This window comes from Methylobacillus draconifructus, from assembly GCF_045984355.1.
In the GTDB taxonomy this organism is placed as follows: Bacteria; Pseudomonadota; Gammaproteobacteria; order Burkholderiales; family Methylophilaceae; genus Methylobacillus; species Methylobacillus flagellatus_A.
In genome coordinates this window covers 288,921-306,545 of the sequence record NZ_JBJQII010000001.1, presented here as the reverse complement: position 1 = coordinate 306,545, position 17,625 = coordinate 288,921, and the positions used below count along the sequence as shown (strand labels likewise).

The window sequence follows — 17,625 nt, the reverse complement described above, 5'->3', positions numbered from 1 at the left end:
TTATTTTGACGCGGGATTTTCCTGCGACCAGCGCGTCAGGTAGTTGCTGGGCGACTCTCCCATCGAGCGCGAGAACATGCTGGTAAAGCCGGCAGTGCTTTCGTAGCCCAGGGCCAGGGCGATGTTGGTGACGCTGGCCCCTTCGATCAGCATTTCGACGGCGCGTATCAGGCAAAGCTGCTGCCGCCAGGCGGAAAATGTCATGCCGGTTTCCTTTTGGAACAGGCGGGCGAGCGTCCGCGTGCTGGCGCCCGCAACCTGGGCCCACTCTTCGATATTGCGGTCGTCGCCCGGGTTCTGGTGTAGCCGTTCCGTCACGCGTCGCAGGCGGGGGTCTCGCCCCTCGGGCAGGAATAGCGGCGCCTGCTGGGCGGTGCTGATCTGGTCGACCAGGACTTGCATCAGCCTGTGCTCGCTTCCGTGCAGCGTATATTGGTTGTTGATCGCCACCGCCTGGGAGACCAGTTCGCGCAACAGTGGCGTCAGTTTAATCACGCAGCAGCGCCTGGGCAGTTCCTCCAGCAGTTCCGGCGCAATCAATACCGTCTGCATTTCCGATGCCTGGGTATAGGTGACGCTGTGTATGGCCGCGCTGGGTATCCAGCAGGCGCGGCCCGGCGGCGTGATCCAGGAGCCGTCGCGCGTCTCCACGCGCATGCTGCCCGACGTGACGAACATCAATTGCCCGCGCCGGTGCGCGTGGGCTTCCACCCGCCAGCTCTTGGAATAGCTGCCCACCCTGGCGACGACGGGAAGCGGCGAGAGGTCGGGGTCCGGGCCAGTGCCGTTGAGGTCGGTAAAGACCGGATAAACTTTGATCTCTGTCATTTGACACGTATGCGGCTAGGTGCTGCCAAGGCGGTCACTGCGATGTGGCGGCTTGGCACTCGGGCGCGGATTGGCTGGTTGTTCCGGCCCAGTCCGCGGCCTGCTGCAGCGCTTCGGTGCTGGCAAGGTTCAGCGCCGCCACGCCGCCGCGCGCATCCGCGCTTTGCGCTGCATGCTGGGCAGAAACCAGCGTGGAAGCCAGCAGCTTGCGCGAGCGCCTATCCACCAGCCCAAGCTGCAGTTGCACTACGCCCTGGCTGCTGTCTGCAGCATCGAATACCTGGTCGAAGCCCACGATCTGCAGCTTCAGGCTGCATGCCGTATTGGCCGGCGAGGCATTGGCGACTTTCTGGCGCAAGAGGTCTATCGGCAGGGTGGACCAGCGGCTTTCCGCATAGGCGAAAACCTGGGATGGATTCTTGTAGTTGAGGCGGTAGCGGATGTTGCCGTGCTGGATGGCGTCGCTGGCGCTGAGCTGCTCCAGCGACAGGCTGAAATTCACCCGGTTGTCCGCGGTTTGCAGGCCGAAATCGTAAAAGTCCAGCTGCTTGGTTTCAGGCTTGATCGAACTGACGCAGGCACTCAGGCTGAACGTTGCCAGGAACAGCATCACAAGGGACGGGATGGTTTGCATGGGATACCTCATTGTGCAGGTTTGAAGCCGGATTCACCAGGGCCCGGGCGAATTTCCGGTTTGCCGAAAATCAGGCTTTGCGGGTTTTCTTCCAGCATATCCAACAGGCGGCTGATACGGCGCGCGTCGTCGTTGGCGTTGGCTGTCAGTTCATTGAGCCGCGGCAGGGTTTCGTTATTGAGCGTGTCGCCGATCAGGCCCGCGCTGTTGCGGATGTCGCCTGTCATGCCGCGCACGTCCTGGACCGTGGCGGTCAGCTCGTTGAGCAATGGCGTGGTGGCCTGCGTGGCTTTCTGCAGGTTGTTCAGGGTTTGCGTGAGCTGCTGCTGGTTTTGCTCGGACATGAACTTGCTGGCCTTGCCGAACGCCTCGTTGGCGGTGGTCAGCGTCGGCCCCAGCTTGGATGAAGCCTCTTCCAGGTTGGACAGCGTCTGATTCAGGCTCTGCACGTCTATGCTCTGCATCACCGCGTTCGCATGTTCTATGGTGGCGACGCCGTGGTTGACGAAGGATTCCACCTTGTCCACCAGCCGAGGTACGCGTTCGGAAATGCGGTCTATCAGTGAAGGGCGCATGGTGATCAGCGAACCGGGGGCCAGCTGGTCACCATTGTCGTTCGGGTCGTTGAGGTCGATGTAGGCGAGGCCGGTCACGCCCTGGGCGCGCAGCTCGGCGTAGGCGTCCTTGGTGAGGTGCAGCTTTTCATCGACGCGGATGGTGATCTCGATCGAGGATTGCGAGTCCGGGTCCAGCGCAATGTTGGATACCTTGCCCACGTTGACGCCGCGGAATTTGACCGAGGCCTCCTGGCTGAGGCCGGTAACGGGCTGTTTCGAGATAATCTTGTATTCGGTAAGCGCCTGGCGCGTGCCACTCATCCACCAGAAGGCGAATGCGAGGATAGCGACCAGGATCAGGGTGACAATGCCAACAGCAAGGGCGTGAGCGCGGTTTTCCATAAATTATCCAATTCTTTCCAATCGGACACGAACGCCCTGGAAAAAGTTTTGCACAAAGGGATGGTCGATATTGCCAAGTTCGCGCAGGCCGCAATTGGCGACGATGCGCTTGTCGGCGAGGACGGCGACCTTGTCGGTCAGCGATACCAGGGTGTCCAGGTCGTGGGTGACGAAAATGACGGTCAGGCCCAGGGCGTGCTTGATGCTCTTGATCAGTTCCACGAATTTCTCGCTGCGGTCCGGGTCCAGCCCTGCGGTCGGTTCGTCCAGCAGCAACAGTTCCGGTTCCAATGCCAGCGCGCGCGCCAAGGCCACGCGCTTGATCATGCCGCCGGAGAGCTGGGATGGCAGCCTGGAGCCCGTGTCCGGTTCCATTTCCACCAGCGAAAGCTTGTGCAATACGAGCTGGTGGATGGTGGCTTCGTCGAACTGCTTGAGCTCGCGCAATGGAAAGGCGATGTTGTCGAACACGCTCAAGGCGGAAAACAGGGCACCCTGCTGGAACAGCATGCCCAGGCGGTTCATCAGGCGCTGCTGCGGCACGCGGTCCATTTCGTGCAGGTTCTTGCCAAAGAGCAGCACCTCGCCCTTGGTCGGGCGCGTCAGGCCCACGATGTGCCGGAGCAGGGTGGTCTTGCCGCTGCCTGAGCCGCCCACCAGGGAGACGATTTCGCCTGCGTTGATGGTCAGGTCGAGGTCCTGGTGCACGACATTGCTGCCGAATACGGTCCAGACCTTCTTGATTTCGCAGATCGGGCGTGTCTTTTTTTGTTCTGCCATGGATGCTTATACCCCGATACCGCTGGTCAGGATGGCAAACGCGGCATCGATGAGGATGACGCAGGTGATCGCGGTGACGACCGAGCTTGTGGTACTGCGGCTGAGGCTTTCGGTATTCGGCTTGATGCGCAGGCCGAAGTGGCAGGCCATCACGGCTACAATGAAGCCGAACATGACGCCCTTGACCAGGCTCAGGGTGATGTTGACCGGCTGCACCACGGCGGCTAGGTAGTCGAAAAAGAAGCGGAACCCGAGGCCTAGCTCCATGTTGGCGGAGAGCGCGCCGCCAAACAGCGCCCAGCATGAAGTCCATATCACCAGGAACGGCGCGATGACAGTGAGCCCTAACACTTTGGGCAGCACCACGCGCAGGATGCGCGAAATGCCCATGGTGGCAAGCGCGTCGATTTCCTCCGTAACGCGCATGACGCCGATCTGCGCCGCCATGGCGGAACCCGAGCGCCCCGCGATCAATACCGCCATGAGGATGGGGCCGAGCTCGCGGATGACGGCCAGCCCAAGGATATTGACGATGAAGATATCTGCGCCGAAGGTGCGCAGCTGGGTCGCCATGAGATAGCTCATGGCAATCCCGATCATGAAGCCCAGCAGCGCGGTGACGGGCAAGGCGGTGACACCACTCTTGTAGATGTTGGCGCTGAACTCGCGCCAGGGGAAATCCTGCGGGCGGCGCAACAGGTAGCCCAGCTCGAGTACCAGCAGTCCGATGAGCTTGACGAAGTCGACGACATGGCTGGTGATGAAAATGGTCAGCTTGCCGAAGCCGGCGACCAGTTTCAGCCAGTCGAAGCGCGGCGGTTTTTCAACGGCTTTGGCCTCGATGGAAGCCAGCGTGTCGAACAGCGCGGCTTGCTCGTCAGTGAGCGCTACCTTATCTTCCAGCTTGCCGTGCCAGCCGTTCCACAGCACGGCCGCGCCGGCGGTATCCAGTTGCTCCACCTGGGTCAGGTCCCATTGCGCCTTGGCGTCGGAAAAATACGGTTTGAGCGCTCGGCGTAACTGGGCGAAATCATTCTCCAGGGCGCGCAAGGACCATTGTCCATTGAGGACAATGCGCTTTTCGCCTTGGGCATCCTGCTCTACCTGAAAACTTGCTGCCGCCATGAGCTTCCTTCGGTGATAGGGCGCCAGTCATGCCCGGCTGGCGCCGCAGGACTGGCATTGCACCGGCAGCCGAAACTGCCGATGCGCTCTTTATAACATGGGAGATGGCAGATTAGAGATTAGACCCTGCCATTTATATTTTGCCGTCCAGGCCCATCTGGAAATACTTGTGCACGATCTTCTCCTGGTTCTCCAGCAGCCAGTCGATATCCGGCTTGTTGCTCATCGCCTTGTGGATGGCGTTGGCGGTCGCCTTGCGGTGGATGTCGAACAGGATCTTGTGGTCCAGGTTGTCTTGTTCGACCACGATCGGATTGAGCCAGACAGAGACGATGATGCCGAGGTCGTTGGCCTTTTCCTTGGGGATGTCGCCGTTGCGCACGGCATCCAGCACGCCGTTGGCGATCGCGGCCTGCACGGTGCCCATGAGGATGTTGGTATAGCGCTCGTTCTTGACGGTGACCTTGCTCACCATGATGGTGGCGGGGCGCACCATGATGTCGGTATTGAGGATGGCTAGCACGCGCGAGTGGCCCTTGACCTGGTCGCCGAGCAGCGTGCCGAAGGCCGTGCCCATGGGGCCGTCCATTTCCCCGATGATCACTTCAGGCTCGGCTGCCGTGCCCGGAGGGCCTCCCGCTACCAGGGCTTCGCCGACGCGCATGAAAATCTTGTCACTCATTGTTTCTCCTTGCTGATGGATTGGATAACGAAAATAATGGATGAGCTACTTTTAACCGAAATCCGGCGTAATTGCAAAAATGCCGGCCGACCACTCAATGACAACAGCGGCAGGCTATAATTTCCCGGCTTACCATTTTTAAAGGCAAAACTCATGAAAAGTTATCGTAAAGAGCTATGGTTCAATGCGCCTTCGCGCGTGGCGTTCATCAACATCACGCACGAAGTGGAAGCCTGTTTGCGCGAAAGCGGCGTAAGGGAGGGGCTGGTGTTGGTCAACGCCATGCACATCACGGCCAGCGTCTTTATCAACGATGACGAGTCCGGCCTGCACCATGACTACCGCGAATGGCTCGAGCGCCTGGCGCCGCATGAGCCCATCCGCAACTACCGCCACAACGATACCGGCGAGGACAATGCCGACGCGCACATGAAGCGCCAGGTGATGGGGCGCGAGGTAGTTGTCGCAGTGACCGACGGGCAATTGGATTTCGGGCCTTGGGAGCAGATTTTCTACGGCGAGTTCGATGGCCGCCGCAACAAGCGCGTGCTGGTGAAAGTCATTGGCGAATAGGCGGTGAAGCAACGCGTACTGCTGATTGTGGCCCACCCCATGCTGGAGGGCTCGCGGGTGAACCGGGCCTTGCTGGATGCCGCCCAGGGCTGCGAGGGAGTGCAGGTGCATGACCTCTACGCCCGCTACCCGGAGCAGATGATCGATGTGCCGCACGAGCAGGCATTGGTCGATGCGCACGACATCCTGGTGTTCCAGCACCCCATGCACTGGTATTCGTGCCCGGCCTTGCTCAAGAACTGGTTCGACTCCGTGCTGAGTTACGGTTGGGCGTATGGCGACAATGCCACCAAGCTGACAGGAAAGGCCTGGGTGCAGGCGGTTTCCACCGGCGGCTCGGAAAGCGTCTACCAGCGGCGCGGCTACAATTGCTTTTCCGTCGCCGAGCTGTTGCGGCCGTTCGAGCAGACGGCGAGGTTATGCAACATGCGCTACCTGCAGCCTTTCCTCACCCAGGCTGCAGACACCTTGAGCGACGAAGCCCTGCGTGAGCAGGCAGCTAGTTATGCGGCATGGCTGGACCAACTGGCCGAGGGCAAATGGCCGCCGCAGGTCGACAGCCTGCAGGCGGAGGAGGCGCAATATCTGGCGCCCGCCAGCACGGAAGAGGCATCCTGATGGCGGAAGCGCATATCCCTTCCCTATTGCTGGAAAGCGCCATCTACCTTGGCGCCGCCGTGCTGGCCGTGCCAATTTTCCGGCGGATCGGGCTTGGCTCGGTGCTGGGCTATCTGTTTGCCGGCATCGTCATCGGGCCGTGGGGGCTGGGCCTGGTGGCGGATACCGACACCGTCATGCATTTCTCCGAGTTCGGCGTGGTCATGATGCTGTTCCTGATCGGGCTGGAGATCGAGCCCGACAAACTGATGTCGTTGCGGCTGCCCATCTTCGGCATGGGCGGCTTGCAGGTGGCGCTGACCGCGGCGCTGGTCTATGGCGTCGGCGTTGCCGTCGGCCTGGATTGGCGCTTGTCGCTGGTGGTCGGCATGGGCGTGGCGATGTCCTCGACGGCGATCGCCATGCAGATACTGGCGGAGCAGGGCGCGTTGAACCGCCCGTCGGGCCGTTCTGCGTTCTCGGTGCTGCTGTTCCAGGACCTGGCGGTGATCCCCATCATGATCCTGCTGCTGGTGATTGCGCCGGGAGCGCATACCGCCCACGGCGTGCACATGGACTGGCTGGCCATCCTCAAGGCGGTGTCGCTGGTGGTGTTGCTCGTGCTCGGCGGGCAATACCTGTTGCGGCCGGTATTGCGCTACATCGCCAACACCGGCCTGCGCGAGATATTCATTGCGTTCGCGCTGTTCCTTATCATCGGCGTCTCCATCCTCATGACCTTGGTCGGCCTGTCCATGGCGCTGGGCGCTTTCATCGCGGGCGTGCTGCTCGCGGATTCCGAATACCGGCAGGAGCTCGAGCTCGACATCGAGCCGTTCAAGGGCTTGCTGCTGGGGCTGTTCTTTATTTCGGTGGGGATGTCGGTCAACCTCGACCTGGTATTGCAGCAGCCGGGATTGATCGTCGGGCTGGCGCTGGCGTTCGTCCTGTTCAAGCTGGTGTTCCTGTTCGGCCTTGCAAAGGCTTTCCGCCTCGATAACGCCGGCGGGCTCATGTTTGCGGTGACTTTGTCGCAGGTGGGCGAGTTTGCGTTTGTCATTTTCAGCGCCGCGCTCGATGCCAAGGTGATCAGCTACGAGCATAGCGCGCTGCTCAATTCGGTCGTCGCATTGTCGATGGTGACCACGCCCCTGCTGTTGCTGGGCTTTCACGGCGTTTACCGCCGCAGGCTGCGGCAGCGACGCAAGAGCGGGCGGCACGACGAGTTCGAGGAGGCGCGCCCCGTGATCGTGGCCGGCTTCGGGCGCGTGGGGCAGATCATCACCCGCCTGCTGACGAGCGTGGGCGTCGTGCCTACCGTGATCGAGCATGACCCCAACCAGATCGAGCTCATGCGCAGCTTCGGCTACCATGCCTATTACGGCGACATCACGCGGCCGGATGTGCTGCGCGCGGCGGGCATTGCGCGTGCCAGGCTATTGATCCTGGCGATAGACGACGCTGAGGAGGCATTGGAGACGGCGCGCTACGTGCGCGAGCATTATCCGGATGTGAAAATTCTTGCACGGGCTCGCAACCGCACCTATGTGTTCGACTACATGGATATGGGCATAGACTGCGTGCGCGAGACATTCCTCAGCGCGGTGCATCTGGGAGAGAAGGCGCTGCGTGAAATGGGCTACTCCCCGTTCCATGCCTACAGCACCGCGTGGAAGTTCAGGCAGAACGACGAGAAAATGATGCATGACCTGCATCCCATCCATACCGATATGCAGAAAGTGGTGTCATACAGCGTGCGCACGCGGCAGGATTTGCAGCGCACCCTGTCGCGCGAGATGGAGGAAACGGTTGCCGGCCTCAATCACAATGCCTGGGAAGGGCGTCCCGAGACTGAGACGCCCAAGAGTCAGGAATAAGGTTTTTCCAGCCAGTCAAAGGCGCTGGCAGCCTAGCTCTGGATATAGCTTTCCAGTTGTTTGATCAGGAATTCCTGGTAGGCGATGGTTTCCTTCACCAGGTCGCCGATCGAGAGCAGACCGACCAGCTTGTCGTCCTCCAATACCGGCAGGTGGCGGATGCGCTTTCCCGACATCAGGTTCATGCAGTGCTCCACCGTGTCTTCAGGGCTGACGGTGATCAATTGCACCGACATGATGTCGCCTACGGTGGTGGTCTTGGAGGTCTTGCCCTTGATGACCACTTCGCGCGCGTAGTCGCGCTCGGAAAAGATACCCACCATTTTGTCGCGCTGCAACACCACCAAGGCGCCGATATGGTGCTCGGCCATGAGCAGCAAGGCGTCATAGACCAGGCTCTCCGGCGCGACGGAATAGATGGTGCTGCCTTTGGTTTCCAGAACTTGCCTCACGGTTTTCATGTTGGCTCCTCCTTCGTTTTCTTATTGGCGTAAGCTCAATATACACCTTAATGGCAATAAGGTTAAACGCCCGCACAACCGCCTATCTGTAAGGCAATAATCCTATCGTCATGCCAAATCTAGAAAGGGCATGAATAGGGTGGTTGACATAATTAGCTAGCTAATTATAATTCGACTAACTATGTTGCAGCTCAGAGATCTTCCAAGCAAGGCAGTCCTAGACAAGTTTTCCGCACGCTATCCGGAAGCGGATGTCAGCGCGGTCTCGTCCTTCCTGCACTTGCTGCGCGTCGCAAGCGATCTTTCGCTTGCGCTGGATGCATGCCTGAGCCAACATGGCCTGCTGCAGGGGCGCTGGTGGGTGCTGATCCTGCTCATGCGGGAGGAGCACGGCATTTCATTGCCTTCCGTGCTGGCGGAGAAGGCCGGCGTCAGCCGCGCCACGATGACGGGCCTGATCGACGGCCTAGAGCGCGATGGCCTCGTGGAGCGCATATTTGACAAGGATGACCGCAGGCGGGTGTCGATCCGCCTGACTGCCGCGGGGCAGGAAAAGCTCGACCAGGTAATGCCGGACTATTACACGCGCTTGCGTCAGTGCATGGCAGGGGTGAGCGAAGAGGAGCGGGATTTATTTAACGGCATCCTGGTCAAGCTCAATGCAGGCATCACGGCTTTTGATGCATCCGGCAACCGCCACCCGAGCACATGACGGCAATCGTTGAAGCAAAGTCTATATTCAATATCAATTAACAAGAGGAGCAATATCATGAAGATCAGCAAGGTCGTTGTCGCTATCGTGTTACTGGCTTTGGTGGCTGTCGCCGCTGTCGCCGTCTACAAATGCAATGCCAAGCCGAACGAGGACGAGGCCAAGGCCATCGTCAGCAAGCTCAACAGCGCATGGGATGCCGCGTTTGCCGAGGCTTCCGCCGGTACGCTCGCATCCTATTACGATGCTAATGGCAGCTTGCTGCCTGCCGGTGGCGAGCAAGTGACCGGCAGCAAGGCGATTGCTGATTTCTGGTCCGGGCTGTTTGCTAAGGGTTTTGCCGATCACCAGATCACCACCGTGGAAACCGGCATCGTCGGCAACACCATCTACCAGCGCGGCAAGTGGAGCGCAGTGCTTAAGAGCGCGGACAGCGAACCGCAGCAATTCAGCGGCAACCTGCATATTCTCTACAAGAAGCAGGATGACGGCAGCTGGAAGATCCTGACCCATACCTGGAATTAATTTCTCACCACTACAAGGAACCAAGATGTCGAATTCAGATTTCAAGGCCACCGCCCAGCAACTCAACCAGGCCTGGGATGCCGCCTTCAATGCCAAGGACCACGCACTGGTCGCCTCTTTCTACGACGATGCCGCCACGGTCCTGCCCGCCGGCGCATCCCAGATCAGCGGCAAGGAAGCGCTGCTGGGCTTCTGGAAGACCTCGATCGCGCAAGGCATCATTGACCACAAGCTGGAGTTGATCGATGCGCAATCCGACGGCAACCTTGCCTTCCAGCGCGGCCATTGGAGCGCTGCTGCGATTGACGCGCAAGGCAATCGCCAGAGCTTCAACGGCAATGTGCACCTGTTGTACAAGAAGCAGGCCGACGGCAACTGGAAGCTGTTGAGCCATATCTGGAATTAGAGCCGCTAACGAAACTCTTCTGGCGTTTTGGTCCTGCCTTGCCGTAGCACACGTATTGCCTGCGGCAGGGCGGCTGGCCAGTAACGCTTCGCTGAGTTTTGTCAGCTGCTCTTCCAATCTGTTAACTAAGGCCCTGGGCCAGGAATCGACATGAAAGCGGGAACTTCGACCACGTTGCGCGCCTTTGCAGCCTTGCTGCTGCTGGCGATGCTCTGGGGTTACAACTGGGTGGTGATGAAGCATGCGCTGGATTATGCTGGCGCGTTCCAGTTCGGCGCGATGCGGACGTTTTACGGCGCTGTCTGCCTGTTTGCGTTGCTGGTGCTGATGCGCAAGCCGCTCAAGCCGCGCGAAGTGCCGACGTTGATCTGGCTCGGCGTGCTGCAGACCTGCGGCTTTACCGGCCTCATCATCTGGGCCCTGGTCGAGGGCGGCGCTGGCAAGACCGCTGTGCTGACCTATACCATGCCGTTCTGGGTGATGGTGCTGGCCTGGCCGCTGCTGGGCGAGAAAATCCGCGGCATCCAATGGCTGGCGGCATTGTTCTCCGTGATGGGCCTCTTGTTCATCCTTGATCCGCTGCACCTGGGCTCTGACCTGTTCAGCATGTCGCTGGCGATATTGGGCGGCGTGTTCTGGGCGGTTTCCGTGATCGTCGCCAAGAAGCTGCACCAGCGCGTTCCCGATCTCGACCTCATGTCGCTGACCGCATGGCAAATGCTGTTCGGCTCGCTGCCGCTGGTGGCCGTCGCCTTCATCGTGCCCGCGCCGCCAATAGACTGGAGCGTCAATTTCATCGGCGCCGTCTTGTTCAACGCCGTGTTATGCAACGCATTGGCCTGGCTGCTCTGGCTCTATGCCCTGCAGCACCTGCCCGCAGGCATCGCCAGCATGACCTCACTGCTCGCCCCCGTAATCGGTGTGCTTGCGGCATGGCTGCAGCTTGGCGAACAGCCGAGCCAGGGGGAAGTCATCGGCATGGCGCTGATCGGGGTTTCCTTGCTGATCATTTCATTGCACAGCATGAAGCGGCATGAAGAAGTCGACCCGGCAATGGGTCAGGACTGACCGGCATATCAAGCGGACAGCACGGATGTCATTTCGACGGGATGCATCCGTTTTGATGCCGATCCAACATAGCAATCGCTATTCACGCACGCATATTTTCGCTTAGCCCTATATGGTAAAATTCGCGAGGTTTTTTGCACAATTCGCAATCAAAGGATTTTACAAATGGCAGGGCATTCCAAATGGGCCAACATCCAGCACCGCAAAGGTCGCCAGGATGCCAAACGTGGCAAGATATTCACCAAGCTGATCAAGGAAATCACCGTCTCTGCCCGCATGGGCGGTGGCGATATCAATTTCAATCCGCGCCTGCGCGCCGCCGTGGCGGAAGCCAAGGAGCAGAACATGCCCGCGGACAATATCACCCGCGCGATCAAGCGCGGTACGGGCGAGCTTGAGGGCGTCAATTACGAGGAAATCCGCTACGAAGGCTACGGCATCAACGGCGCCGCCATCATCATCGACTGCCTGACCGACAACAAGCAGCGCGCCGTGGCCGATGTGCGTCATGCGCTGAGCAAGAACGGCGGCAACCTGGGGACGGACGGTTCCGTTTCCTTCATGTTCAAGCACTGCGGCGTACTGGTGTTCGAACCGGGCACCAGCGAAGATCAAGTCATGGAAGCGGCACTGGAAGCCGGCGCGGAAGATGTCATTACCGACGAGGACGGCAGTATCGAAGTGATCACCGCGCCGGGCGATTTCACTGCGGTGAAGGAAGCGCTGGAGGCGGCGGGCCTGAAGCCGGTATTGGCGGAAGTGACCATGAAACCGGACAACGAAACCGTGTTCAGCGGCGACGAGGGAGCCAAGATGCAGAAACTGCTGGACGCGCTGGAAGACCTCGATGACGTGCAGGAAGTCTATACCACCGCAGTGATCGAGGAGTAATGACCGTACGCATCCTCGGCATCGATCCCGGCCTGCGCTTGACAGGCTTCGGCGTGATCGAGAAGGCGGGCGAGAAGCTCGCCTACGTGGCGAGCGGCACCATCAAGACCACGACCGGCAAGGGCAGCGAAATCGAGGATTTACCGACGCGCCTCAAGATCATCCTGGACGGCCTGGCGGAAGTGATTGCGACCTACCAGCCGCAGCAATCGGCGATCGAAAAGGTATTCGTGAACGTCAACCCGCAATCCACCTTGTTGCTCGGGCAAGCCAGGGGTGCGGCAATCAGCGCCCTGGTGCTGAACCACCTCACGGTGGCGGAATACACCGCCTTGCAAGTCAAGCAGTCGGTAGTGGGGAACGGCCACGCGGCCAAGGACCAGGTGCAGGAAATGGTGAAGCGCCTGCTCAACCTGCCCGCGGTCCCGAGGCCGGATTCGGCAGATGCGCTGGCTTGCGCGATTTGCCACGCGCATGGCGGGCAGGGCTTGGGTAAACTGGCAACGGCAGGATTCAGGGTAAAGGGCGGCAGGTTGATATGATTGCAAGATTGAGCGGTATCCTCGTCGAGAAAACGCCACCCCAGGTGGTGATCGACTGCAACGGCGTGGGCTATGAGTGCGAAGTGCCCATGAGCACTTTCTACAACCTGCCTGCCACCGGCGAAAAGGTGGTGCTACTTACCCAGTTCATCGTGCGCGAAGACGCACAATTGCTGTACGGCTTCGGCAGCGACCAGGAGCGCGCCACCTTCCGCCAATTGCTGAAAGTGAACGGCATAGGCGCAAAGTCAGCGCTCGCTATCCTGAGCGGGCTGTCGGTGGACGACCTGGCCCAGGCAGTAGCCTTGCAGGAAACTGGTTTGCTGACCAAGGTGCCTGGCATAGGCAAGAAAACCGCCGAGCGCCTCCTGCTCGAACTCAAGGACAAGTTCTCCATCGACGGCGGCACGGCGTTGGCCGGCGGCAGCCAAGCCAAGTCGGCCAGCGGCGACGTGCTCAATGCCTTGCTGGCGCTGGGTTACAACGAGCGCGAGGCCCTGGCTGCGGTCAAGCAGCTTCCTGCCGACATTGCGGTCGCCGAAGGCATCAAGCTCTCGCTCAAGTCGCTCTCTAAAACATAAAGCTAAAATACCTCAGCAGCTTTTAGGGCGAGCGTAGCGAAGCCAAGTGCGGGTTTGACGTTGGATTCCCCGTCTGGCTGCGCCGAGTAGCGCAAATCTGTCTGGATCAAGAGCTTGCGTCTGTCTGAGCGTAGCGAGTTCAGCAAGCGCCCAGACAGATTGAGCAACGCAGGGGACCGGGAGCTTGCTCCCGGCGCAGACTCCGGGGTCGCCTTTTGTTTGGTTCCTTTATTTTGGCGAAGCAAAATAAAGGGACTCGCTGACAAGCGAAAGGCAACGGGCCAATGGTCTGCAACAGTGGTCAAGACCATTCTTCCTTCAACATCCCAATCCCATCAAGCTCAACGATTTTCCGTCTTCATCAATACTACGATTGGCGGGAGGATGGGTTTCGCCCCTGACGGGCGAGTCACTTTCCTTTGCTTCGCCAAAGGAAAGGCGACCCGATTGTCTGCGACCCGGAACGTTGTTCCGGGCAACCTGCGTTGCTCGCTTTTAATGGGGACTGGCTGAACTCGCTGCGCTCAGACAGACGCCAGTCCTGTTTTCATTAAAAGCTGCGCTACTCGGCGCAGCCAGACGGGGAATTCAAGGTCGACCCCACACTTGGCATCGCTGCGCTCGCCCTTGTTTGGTGAGTGTGAGTTTTGTGGTTTAGTAGGAAAAAATGCCTGGCGATAATTGCCAGGCATTCAAGTTGCTCATCGGGAGAAAGCCGTTGATTCGTTATCAGGCTTTGCTATACCTGTTTACTGGTTTCTCCAAACCTAGGTGCTCCCGCAAAGTACGTCCCTGGTATTGTGTACGGAAAATGCCACGCCGCTGCAGTTCTGGCACCACCAGTTCCGTGAAGTCGCGCAGTCCACCCGGCAGCCAGGGCGCCATGACGTTGAAGCCGTCAGCACCTCCTTGCTCGAACCATTCCTGGATATTGTCGGCGACCGTTTCCGGGGTGCCGACGACGGTCAGGTGGCCGCGCCCACCTGCAATGCGCAGGTAGAGCTGCCGGATGGTCAGGTTTTCTCCCTGGGCGAGTTCGGTGAGCAGTTTCTGTCGGCTTTGCTGGCCGTTGTCGGTCAGCGGCAATGCCGGAAGCGGGCCATCCACCGGGTAGCCGGACAGGTCGAAATTACCGATCATGCGTCCGAGTAATGCCAGGCCGGATTCGGGGTCCACTAGTTCCTGCAGTTTGTTGAACTTGGCTTCGGCTTCGGCCTGCGTCCTGCCCACGATACTGAAGATGCCAGGCATGATCTTGAGGCTGTCGGGCTGCCTGCCGTATTTTGCCATACGCCCTTTCAGGTCTTGATAGAAAGCCTGGGCCGAATCCAGCGTGGGGTGGGCCGTAAACACCACTTCCGCCGTTTCCGCCGCCAGCTCCCTTCCTGTCTCGGAGCCGCCCGCCTGCACGATGACAGGCCTGCCTTGGGGGCTGGGCGGCACATTCAACGGGCCGGCGACATCGAAGTGCGGGCCGTGATGGTCAAGGGCATGCAGCTTGCTGCGGTCGAACCAGACGCCTTTCTCCTTGTCGTTGAGGAACGCGTCCTCTTCCCAGCTATCCCAAAGCCCGGTGACCACCTCATAGAACTCCCGTGCCCTGGCGTAGCGCTCGGCATGGGAAACATGCTGCGGCAGGCCGAAGTTGGCCGACTCCGATGCATTGTCCGAGGTGACCAGGTTCCAGCCGCTGCGCCCGCGAGAAATCTGGTCGAGCGAGGCGAATTTCCTGGCGATATGGTAGGGCTCGTTATACGTCGTGGTGGCAGTGCCGATCAGGCCGATGCAGCTGGTCACCGCTGCCAGCGCGCTCAGCAATGTCAGCGGCTCCAGTCCTGCAGGGCCTGCCGCGGCGGTCACGGCATCGGCAAAGAACACCGCATCGAAATGCGCTGCCTCCGCCAGGAGTGCCGCTTCCTTGTAGACGGCAAACGGGTCGTCATCCAGCACATTGTCCGGGTAGCGCCATCCTGCGACATGGTGACCGTTGCGGATGAGGAACGCGCCCAGGCTGAGTTGACGGGGTTGGCTCATGATTAGAAGTCCTTTCTGACCTGGACGCCGAAATAGCGGGCATCGTCGCGGGGGACGTAGCGCAGCGTATAAGTGGAGTTGGCATTGCTGACCAGGTTGCTCGCATAGGAACGGTCCAGCAGGTTGCGGCCTACCAGCGCGAAGCGCCATCCGTCCTGGGTGGACAGGGCCACGCTGGCGTTCCAGATGCCGTAGGCTTCCTGGATCGTATCCTTGGTCTGGGTGAGGCTGTATTGCTGCTTGCTTTGCCAGGTATAGTCTGTGCCAATATCGATCACGTAGCCGCCATTCAACGGAATCGCATAGTTGGCACGGGCGACCGATTTGAACTCAGGGGAGAACGGCAACGGTTTTCCATTCACTGCGCAAGAGGCCGCGGCATTGGCAGGGCAATTGAATTGGTCGATTCTTGCATCGACGTAGGCCAGGGAGCCTGCAAGCGTCAGCCTGGAAGTCGGCTTGGCGGTAGCGTCGAACTCGATGCCGCGGGTGGAGACATCGCCGGCGTTGACCAGCCGCGTCACCACGGTGCCGCTGACGACGTCAAAGAAATTCGCCTGGTAGTTCTTGTATTTGGTGTAGAACGCCGCTACGTTGAAAATCAGGCGATTGTCCAGATAAGCTGATTTGAGACCCAGCTCAAAGGAGTTGGATGTCTCCGGGTCGAGCGGCAACGTATCGCCATTGGCCTGGTTCATGTTGAAGAATACGTTGTAGGCAGGCCCCTTGTATCCACGCGAATATGTGAAGTAGGTGGTGATATCGCTGCTCAGGTCGTACTGCAGTCCCAGGCGCCCTGAATATGCATTCTCCGAAGTGTCGCCTTTGCGTAGCGGCTGGCTGACTTGCACCCCGGGCCCTGTGACAGGAGAGTTGCGGACGTGGTCGAATGACAGCTCGTCGTGCGTCCAGCGCAGGCCGGCAATCCCGCGGAAATCCGAGGTGAAGTTCAGCGTGCTTTCGCCGAACAGGGCCACGCTGTCGCTGTCGATGCTGTAATCGGCGCGGCCGATGAAATTGGTGCCGGCGTTGTTAGTACCGCTACGCTGGTACGTTTCATCGGTCTCGCCCTTTAGGTAGTAAATACCTGCCACATATTCCAGGAAACGGTCCTTGGGGGAGGCGATGCGGATTTCCTGCGAGAACTGCTTTGAATCTACAGTGCCCCGGTCGCGAGTGGCAGGATAGTCCCCGGTAATCCTGAGCGGATCGTAGTTGTTACCGATTTGCGACGTGGACGTGTTTTGCGTGTTGTCCCAGGTCCGGAATGCGGTGATGGACGTCAATGTGTAATCGTTGAAGCGCCAGTCTACCTGTGCGGAAACCCCTTGGTTGGTATCGGTGACTTCGCTCTTGCCATCGGTATACACCCTGCGGTTGCCTTTGCTTACATTGACGGGGCTGATGCCTTGGTTGAATGCGGCGTTGCTGGAGCTGTAAGGCACGCCGCTGGCGCCTGGGACGCTGTTGGTGCCATGCGTGTAGTCGGCGATAAGGGTGATGTCGAGGTCCTCGTTCGGCGTCAGCAGGAACTTGGCGCGGGCGCCCTCGCGTTCATAGCCGTTGAGATTGCCGCCAATCACGTTTTTCACATTGCCGTCGTAGTCGGCCCATAGGCCGTTGATGGAGGCATAGAGCAGGTCAGGCACCAGCGTGCCGGAGAGTCCGAAGCGGATGCGCTTTTCCCCGCCTTCATAGTAGGAGGCATCGACATAGGCATGTGGGTCGGCGCTGGGTTCGCGCGTCACCACGTTGATCACGCCTGCCGAGGCGTTCTTGCCGAACAGCGTGCCCTGCGGGCCGCGCAAGACCTCGATACGCTCCACGTCCAGCAGGTCCAGCGTGGCCTGGCCCGGACGGGCATAGACCACGCCGTCGATCACGGTGGAGACGGTAGGCTCGATGCCGGGCGACGTGGAAATGGTGCCCACGCCGCGGATCAGGATGGAGGAGTCCTTGTTGCCGCCCTGCTGGCGGAAGGTCAGGCTGGGCACCTCGTTGGCGATGGTCTGGATGCTGTTGAGGTTGGATTGCTCCAGTTTGCGGCCGTCCAGCACGGATACGGCGACGGGAATGGATTGCAGGCTGGCTTCGCGCCGGGTAGCGGTAACGGTGACCGTGCCGAGCGCAGGCTGCGCCTCCTGATCGCCCGAGGTTTGCTTGCTTTCGGCTTCGGCGGTTTCTTCGGCGGCAAATGCCGCTGGGATGCCGCCGGACAGCAGTGCGGAAGCGAGCGCCAGGCTGATGCCCCGGCGCCGGAACTGTTGCAATTGAGTGTGGTGTGGTTTCATGCAGATTCCCCTAATTTAGTCGTAAAAATGATGTAGTCAGCCTGATACCCGTTGTCGGG

General features: G+C 59.8%; 19 protein-coding genes. 10 read left to right on the top strand and 9 right to left on the bottom strand.

Features of this window, described 5'->3' with window-relative positions:
* The 6 genes from ACJSDX_RS01545 to fae form a co-directional block, all read right to left on the bottom strand.
* The gene (locus ACJSDX_RS01545; RefSeq protein ID WP_407993186.1) at positions 1 to 828 is read right to left on the bottom strand and encodes an AraC family transcriptional regulator; all 828 of its coding nucleotides are present in this window, start codon (positions 826 to 828) and stop codon (positions 1 to 3) included.
* A gap of 34 nt (positions 829 to 862) precedes the next feature.
* A complete protein-coding gene (locus tag ACJSDX_RS01540; protein WP_407993185.1) occupies positions 863 to 1,462 on the bottom strand; it encodes an ABC-type transport auxiliary lipoprotein family protein in 600 nt (199 codons plus the stop codon).
* An 8-nt stretch (positions 1,463 to 1,470) separates the two neighbouring features.
* Positions 1,471 to 2,421, bottom strand: coding sequence for an MlaD family protein (locus ACJSDX_RS01535; protein ID WP_407993184.1), 951 nt, complete (start codon positions 2,419 to 2,421; stop codon positions 1,471 to 1,473).
* 3 nt (positions 2,422 to 2,424) lie between these two features.
* Positions 2,425 to 3,201, bottom strand: a complete 777-nt coding sequence (locus tag ACJSDX_RS01530; protein ID WP_407993183.1) for an ABC transporter ATP-binding protein — start codon at positions 3,199 to 3,201, stop codon at positions 2,425 to 2,427.
* 6 nt (positions 3,202 to 3,207) lie between these two features.
* Entirely contained in the window at positions 3,208 to 4,326 is a 1,119-nt protein-coding gene (locus tag ACJSDX_RS01525; RefSeq protein ID WP_407993182.1) for an ABC transporter permease, read from the bottom strand.
* Positions 4,327 to 4,459: 133 nt separating this feature from the next.
* Positions 4,460 to 5,008 carry a formaldehyde-activating enzyme gene (fae, locus tag ACJSDX_RS01520; RefSeq protein ID WP_230348727.1) on the bottom strand — a complete coding sequence of 183 codons (549 nt, stop codon included), beginning with the start codon at positions 5,006 to 5,008 and terminating at the stop codon, positions 4,460 to 4,462.
* Positions 5,009 to 5,161: 153 nt separating this feature from the next.
* On the opposite strand from fae, the gene ACJSDX_RS01515 reads away from it, so the two are divergent.
* From ACJSDX_RS01515 to ACJSDX_RS01505, 3 genes are read left to right on the top strand one after another with little or no spacing between them, the layout of a single operon-like run.
* Positions 5,162 to 5,581, top strand: coding sequence for a secondary thiamine-phosphate synthase enzyme YjbQ (locus ACJSDX_RS01515; RefSeq protein WP_309566105.1), 420 nt, complete (start codon positions 5,162 to 5,164; stop codon positions 5,579 to 5,581).
* Between the two features lie 3 nt (positions 5,582 to 5,584).
* Entirely contained in the window at positions 5,585 to 6,199 is a 615-nt protein-coding gene (locus tag ACJSDX_RS01510; RefSeq protein WP_407993181.1) for an NAD(P)H-dependent oxidoreductase, read from the top strand.
* Positions 6,199 to 8,055 (top strand): monovalent cation:proton antiporter-2 (CPA2) family protein, encoded by a 1,857-nt coding sequence (locus ACJSDX_RS01505; protein WP_407993180.1) that lies wholly within the window; start codon positions 6,199 to 6,201, stop codon positions 8,053 to 8,055. Before ACJSDX_RS01510 ends, ACJSDX_RS01505 begins: the two co-directional genes overlap by 1 nt.
* Positions 8,056 to 8,087: 32 nt before the next feature.
* Here the strand turns inward: ACJSDX_RS01505 and ACJSDX_RS01500 are convergent, their stop codons facing one another.
* A complete protein-coding gene (locus ACJSDX_RS01500; protein ID WP_407993179.1) occupies positions 8,088 to 8,516 on the bottom strand; it encodes a CBS domain-containing protein in 429 nt (142 codons plus the stop codon).
* 181 nt (positions 8,517 to 8,697) lie between these two features.
* Between ACJSDX_RS01500 and ACJSDX_RS01495 the strand changes: the two genes are divergently transcribed.
* The 7 genes from ACJSDX_RS01495 (at position 8,698) to ruvA (ending at position 13,241) form a co-directional block, all read left to right on the top strand.
* Positions 8,698 to 9,228, top strand: a complete 531-nt coding sequence (locus tag ACJSDX_RS01495; RefSeq protein ID WP_407993178.1) for a MarR family winged helix-turn-helix transcriptional regulator — start codon at positions 8,698 to 8,700, stop codon at positions 9,226 to 9,228.
* Positions 9,229 to 9,285: 57 nt separating this feature from the next.
* A complete protein-coding gene (locus ACJSDX_RS01490) occupies positions 9,286 to 9,753 on the top strand; it encodes a YybH family protein (protein WP_407993177.1) in 468 nt (155 codons plus the stop codon).
* 25 nt (positions 9,754 to 9,778) lie between these two features.
* Positions 9,779 to 10,159 (top strand): YybH family protein, encoded by a 381-nt coding sequence (locus ACJSDX_RS01485; RefSeq protein ID WP_309566112.1) that lies wholly within the window; start codon positions 9,779 to 9,781, stop codon positions 10,157 to 10,159.
* A 150-nt stretch (positions 10,160 to 10,309) separates the two neighbouring features.
* The gene (locus ACJSDX_RS01480) at positions 10,310 to 11,227 is read left to right on the top strand and encodes a DMT family transporter (RefSeq protein ID WP_309566113.1); all 918 of its coding nucleotides are present in this window, start codon (positions 10,310 to 10,312) and stop codon (positions 11,225 to 11,227) included.
* A 165-nt stretch (positions 11,228 to 11,392) separates the two neighbouring features.
* A complete protein-coding gene (locus ACJSDX_RS01475) occupies positions 11,393 to 12,118 on the top strand; it encodes a YebC/PmpR family DNA-binding transcriptional regulator (protein WP_407993176.1) in 726 nt (241 codons plus the stop codon).
* Positions 12,118 to 12,660, top strand: a complete 543-nt coding sequence (gene ruvC, locus ACJSDX_RS01470) for a crossover junction endodeoxyribonuclease RuvC (protein WP_407993175.1) — start codon at positions 12,118 to 12,120, stop codon at positions 12,658 to 12,660. Before ACJSDX_RS01475 ends, ruvC begins: the two co-directional genes overlap by 1 nt.
* Positions 12,657 to 13,241, top strand: a complete 585-nt coding sequence (gene ruvA, locus ACJSDX_RS01465; RefSeq protein WP_407993174.1) for a Holliday junction branch migration protein RuvA — start codon at positions 12,657 to 12,659, stop codon at positions 13,239 to 13,241. Before ruvC ends, ruvA begins: the two co-directional genes overlap by 4 nt.
* A gap of 729 nt (positions 13,242 to 13,970) precedes the next feature.
* Here ruvA and ACJSDX_RS01460 read toward each other — a convergent pair.
* Positions 13,971 to 15,275 (bottom strand): LLM class flavin-dependent oxidoreductase, encoded by a 1,305-nt coding sequence (locus ACJSDX_RS01460; RefSeq protein WP_407993173.1) that lies wholly within the window; start codon positions 15,273 to 15,275, stop codon positions 13,971 to 13,973.
* A 2-nt stretch (positions 15,276 to 15,277) separates the two neighbouring features.
* Positions 15,278 to 17,566, bottom strand: a complete 2,289-nt coding sequence (locus tag ACJSDX_RS01455; RefSeq protein ID WP_407993172.1) for a TonB-dependent receptor — start codon at positions 17,564 to 17,566, stop codon at positions 15,278 to 15,280.
* Positions 17,567 to 17,625 lie beyond the last annotated feature (59 nt).